Source organism: Cetobacterium sp., assembly GCF_048470075.1.
In the GTDB taxonomy this organism is placed as follows: domain Bacteria; phylum Fusobacteriota; class Fusobacteriia; order Fusobacteriales; family Fusobacteriaceae; genus Cetobacterium_A.
The window spans coordinates 1-4,772 of sequence record NZ_DBGBQB010000010.1; the positions used below are offsets into that span (position 1 = coordinate 1).

A 4,772-nucleotide genomic window follows, 5' to 3' on the forward strand; every position below is an offset into this window, starting at 1 on the left:
TTTAGTTCCTCTCTAATAGTTCCTAAATTTCCTGCATAAGTTAGTTTATCTAATACAACTAATTTTATATTGTCATGTTTTTCCAACATATATTTAACAAAATTTGCACCAATAAATCCTGCTCCACCTGTTACTAAATAAGTTTTAGTGAACTTTTCTCTTTCTGTCTTATATCCACCCAGAGATTTATTACTTATACTACTCATTTTCTTCATTTTTCACCCCATTTAAATTTCTAAAATAAATGTTGTCAATTTCTAAGTACTCATCAATACGACTATGCCAACTAGGTATTTTTATTCCTAAAATATTCTCTATTTTTTTACTACTCAACTTTGAATATTTAGGTCTAATGTCATAAGTTGTAAAATCTAAACATTTTCCCTTTAAAATCTCTCCTTTATATCCTAATTTTTCTAAAATATATTTCCCTTGTTCATAACGAGAGGTTTCTCCATTACCAGCTATATGATATATTCCATAATCTCTATTTCTTAAGTTTAATATTTTCCAAGTTATATCAACTATATCTTTTGTACTTGTTGGAGATGATACTTGATCTGTGGCTATTTTTATACTTTCTCGAGTATTAGCCCAAGTTTTTACCTGTTCTATAAAATTTTTACCATCTTTACCAAAGACCCAAGACACTCTAAAAATAAAAGTTCTTTTATTTTCTTTTAAGGCCAATCTCTCTCCCAGAGCTTTACTACATCCATAGACAGACAGTGGATTTATTTTGTCCTCTTCTGTATATTCTGTTTTTTTAGTTCCATCAAAAACAAAATCTGTAGAGTATGTTACAAACTCAATTTTTTTCTCTTTACAAATTTTAGCTAAATTTTCCACTGCATAAGCGTTAATTGCATAAGCCATATCTTTTTCCTCTTCAGCCTTATCAACTAAGTTATATGCAGCACAATTTATAACTAAATCTATATCATTATTTAGAATATAATCTCTCACTTTGTCAAAGTCAGTTATATCTAGTTCTATCCTATTAGGTGCTAAAAATTCTATATTATTTTTTTTAAAAAATCTTTGAAACTCTATAGCTAACTGTCCTGCTCCACCTGTTATTAAACATTTTTTCATTTTTCATCACCTAATTTTCATTATTTATAAAATTTATGCTTTTCTAATAGCTGTTCTCCCTCTCTATAAAGGCTTTTAATGTTTTCTGATTTTTATCTTTCTCCGATATTATCAGTTCCTCTTCTTTTAAACCATATTTTTCTAATTCCCAATCTATACCTAACTCTTTATCATTCCATATAATTCCAGAGTCAAAATCTGGAGCATAGAAATCTGTACATAAATACTCTATCTCTGTATCATCTTTCAGTGTTAAAAACCCATGTGCAAACCCTTTGGGTACAAATAGCATTTTTCTATTACCCTCACTTAAGAGTATCTTAAAATATCTTCCAAAAGTTTCACTATCTTTTCTTAAATCCACAACAACATCTAAAATTTCACCTTTTAATACTCTTATAAGTTTTCCCTGAGCTTGTTGAACTTGAAAATGTAATCCCCTTAATACTCCAAAACTACTCTTAGAGTGATTCCCTTGTACAAACTCCTCATCTATTCCATATTTTAAAAGTTGTTGTCTATTAAAAAATTCATAGAAAAAACCTCTTTCATCCCTATATATCTTTGGTTCTATTACTACTAATCCCTTTATCATAAAAATCACCTCATAAAAAAATAACCATGATTTACTCATGGTTTTTTAATAAACTAAGTAGATACTCCCCATAAGAGGTCTTCTCTAAAGTTTTACTCAGTTTTAAAAGTTGGCTATTATCTATCCAACCTTTATTATATGCTATTTCCTCTAGACATGCAATCATTATCCCTTGTCTAGTTTGAATAGTTTTTACAAAATTACTAGCTTCTAGAAGTCCATCAAAAGTTCCTGTATCAAGCCAAGCCATACCTCTACCTAGACTTATAACATTTAACTTTCTCTCTTTAAGATACATATCATTTATAGATGTTATCTCTAATTCCCCTCTTTCTGATAGAGTTACATTTTTAGCTTTTTCTATAACACTATTGTCATAAAAATATATTCCTGGAATTGCATAGTTTGATTTAGGATTTTTAGGTTTCTCCTCTAAAGAGATTACCTCTCCATTTTCATTAAACTCTACCACTCCAAAATCCTTTGGATTTTTTACATAGTAACCAAATATTGTAGCTCCTAACTCATTACTTACAGCTTTTTCTAACATTCCTGTAAATCCATGCCCATAGAAAAGGTTATCTCCTAAAATTAGTGATACTGAATCTTTTCCTATAAACTCTTCACCTATTATAAAAGCTTCAGCTAAACCTTTAGGAGATTCTTGAATTTTATAACTGATTGATAATCCTAGTTCACTTCCATCCTCTAGTAGTTCTTTAAATACTGGAATATCTCTAGATGTAGAAATTATTAGTATCTCTCTTATTCCAGCAAGCATAAGAATAGAGAGAGGATAATATATCATAGGTTTATCATATATTGGTATCATCTGTTTACTTATAGCTTCAGTTACAGGATATAATCTTGTACCAGATCCCCCTGCTAATATTATCCCTTTCATATTCTCACATCCTTATAACTCTATTGTTCTTAAACACTATTTTTAATCTACTTAATATCCAGGATGGAATTACACAACTACCTATTATCACTAAAGATATCAAAAATTCAAATATTTGGGGCTTTGAATATCCCGGTAATATTTCCATTATTCCCATAGGATTTCCAATATAAAAAGCCATAAATATTGATATTAAAAAACCTATCCATGCATCACTTGAATTTGCTTTTTTTATAAAAATGCCTACTAAAAATAAGCCCGCTATAGGTCCTCCTAAAAGACCAGTTATAGATTGAAAATATAAAAATATATCTCCTTGTCCAACTTTTAAAAATCTAAATGCTAATATTGAACTTATTAAACCAACTATCCAACTGCTATATTTACCTATTTTTAATTCCAGTTTATCATCCATAATTTTATAAAACGGTTTTATTATATCTGAAGCTATACATATTGCCACAGAATTTAAACTTGATGATACTGTCGATTGAGTAGCTGCAAATATTGCTGCTATTACAAGTCCACTTAATCCTGTTGGTATATAATTTACAACAAAATAAGGTAAAATTGCATTTCCGGATATCTCTTTAGGTAATATTTGTGAATATGTAAAAAATAGATATAACCCTGATCCCATTCCTATAAATATAACTATGCTTGTTAATAGTAATGGTATATTCATATATAAACTTTTTTTTGCTTCATCTACAGATTTGGTAGTACTGTATCTTTGGACTATATCTTGGCTTCCAACATATGCATAAATCGAACTTAAAAAGCCTCCAATTATAATTCCTATTAGAGTTTTTCCAGCAAAATTCAAAGAAAACATATCTGGAGTTATAATTTTTTCAGCTTTATTTAATGCTTCGAATACTCTTATGTTTTCAGGTAATTCAATAATACCAGATATTGTAATTATTCCTGCTCCAAATAACAGAACTATTGTTTGAATAGCATCAGACCAAACAACAGCCTTTATTCCTCCTAAAGAGGTATAAGCTACACATAAAAATCCAACTATCCCCACTAAAAACATGGAATTTATTTGAGGGAGTGCGACTGTTAAAGCCAATATTGGCAGATATAGAATTATTGCAATTCTTATAATATGAAATATTATAAAAGTTATACTTCCTATAAATCTAAATTTTTTATCGAATCTTTTTTCTAAATATTCATACGCTGTTTCTACCTCTAAACCTCTGAAAAAAGGAACAAATGTTTTTGCAGACCATAATACCATTAATATTATTCCTAATGGAGCCATTCCCATAATCCACCCATTTTTAAATACTGAAGCCGGAATAGCCATAAAAGATAACGATGATAATGCTGTTGCATAAATGCTACATGCTGTTACCCAAGCTGGTATTTTACCAGCACCTTTAAAATAATCTGAAGTACTTTCATTTTTTTTTGAAAAGTAAATCCCTATTCCTACTATACCCATAAAATATATAAATATGACTACCCAATTTATCCAATGCCAAGTCATATTTTATCTTCCTTCATCTTTTTTAAATAATGTGTAGCTATGTCTAAATCCAAATATTCATCAATGTCAACAGAATATTCTCTAGCCATAACATAAGCTAATTTCCCTCCATTTAAATTTGTATTTAAATTAAGATACTCATCATTTTTTTGAATATATATAGCTCCATTAACAATATATATTGGCGAAAAATCCTGTCTTCTCATATCTCCACTCAAATTTAATACATTTATTGTTTCGTCTTTTTCATTTAATGTTCTCATAATGCATGGGTGTTCTGTCACCTCAGAAACAGAAACTAAACTTCTTTCATTACTTTCAATTAACTTTTCTATAGCTTCATCTATATGCCAACTTTGTCTTAAAGGACTTGTATTTTGAAGAAGCAAAATATAGTCATATTTTTCCTCTAATTTTTCTAACTCTTTAATTGCATGAATAAAAGCATCTATACTTTTAGCTTTATCTCCTGAAATTTCCTTTGGTCTTAAAAATGGAACTTCTGCTCCTAGTTTTTTAGCAACTTCAGCTATCTCAAAATCATCCGTAGATATAATAACTTTATCAATATATTTCGATTCTTTTGCACTTTTTATTGAGTAATACAATAATGGTTTTCCCAATAAATCAATTATATTTTTCTTTGGAATTCCCTTGCTTCCTCCTCTAGCTGGTAT

Annotated in this window: 6 protein-coding genes; all 6 read right to left on the bottom strand. The window is 29.0% G+C overall.

Annotated features, from left to right (window positions below):
• Positions 1–206 (bottom strand): GDP-mannose 4,6-dehydratase (locus ACMOUI_RS00290; RefSeq protein WP_418963752.1); only part of this gene is annotated, 206 nt, incomplete at its 3' end.
• On the bottom strand, positions 199–1,095 hold the full coding sequence (gene rfbD, locus ACMOUI_RS00295; protein ID WP_418963747.1) for a dTDP-4-dehydrorhamnose reductase: 897 nt from the start codon (positions 1,093–1,095) through the stop codon (positions 199–201). The genes rfbD and ACMOUI_RS00290, both read right to left, overlap by 8 nt.
• A 43-nt stretch (positions 1,096–1,138) precedes the next feature.
• Positions 1,139–1,690 (bottom strand): dTDP-4-dehydrorhamnose 3,5-epimerase, encoded by a 552-nt coding sequence (rfbC, locus tag ACMOUI_RS00300; protein WP_418963748.1) that lies wholly within the window; start codon positions 1,688–1,690, stop codon positions 1,139–1,141.
• A gap of 31 nt (positions 1,691–1,721) precedes the next feature.
• Positions 1,722–2,594: a glucose-1-phosphate thymidylyltransferase RfbA gene (rfbA, locus tag ACMOUI_RS00305; protein ID WP_418963749.1), complete on the bottom strand. Its 873-nt coding sequence runs from the start codon at positions 2,592–2,594 to the stop codon at positions 1,722–1,724.
• A gap of 4 nt (positions 2,595–2,598) precedes the next feature.
• Entirely contained in the window at positions 2,599–4,050 is a 1,452-nt protein-coding gene (locus ACMOUI_RS00310) for a sodium:solute symporter (protein WP_418963750.1), read from the bottom strand.
• Between the two features lie 41 nt (positions 4,051–4,091).
• Positions 4,092–4,772 (bottom strand): cytidylyltransferase domain-containing protein (locus ACMOUI_RS00315; RefSeq protein WP_418963751.1); only part of this gene is annotated, 681 nt, incomplete at its 5' end.

Coding starts and splice junctions, on each gene's coding strand:
- rfbD (WP_418963747.1), bottom strand. CDS start 1,095: ATGAAAAAATGTTTAATAACAGGTGGAGCAGGACAGTTAGCTATAGAG.
- rfbC (WP_418963748.1), bottom strand. CDS start 1,690: ATGATAAAGGGATTAGTAGTAATAGAACCAAAGATATATAGGGATGAA.
- rfbA (WP_418963749.1), bottom strand. CDS start 2,594: ATGAAAGGGATAATATTAGCAGGGGGATCTGGTACAAGATTATATCCT.
- ACMOUI_RS00310 (WP_418963750.1), bottom strand. CDS start 4,050: ATGGGTATAGTAGGAATAGGGATTTACTTTTCAAAAAAAAATGAAAGT.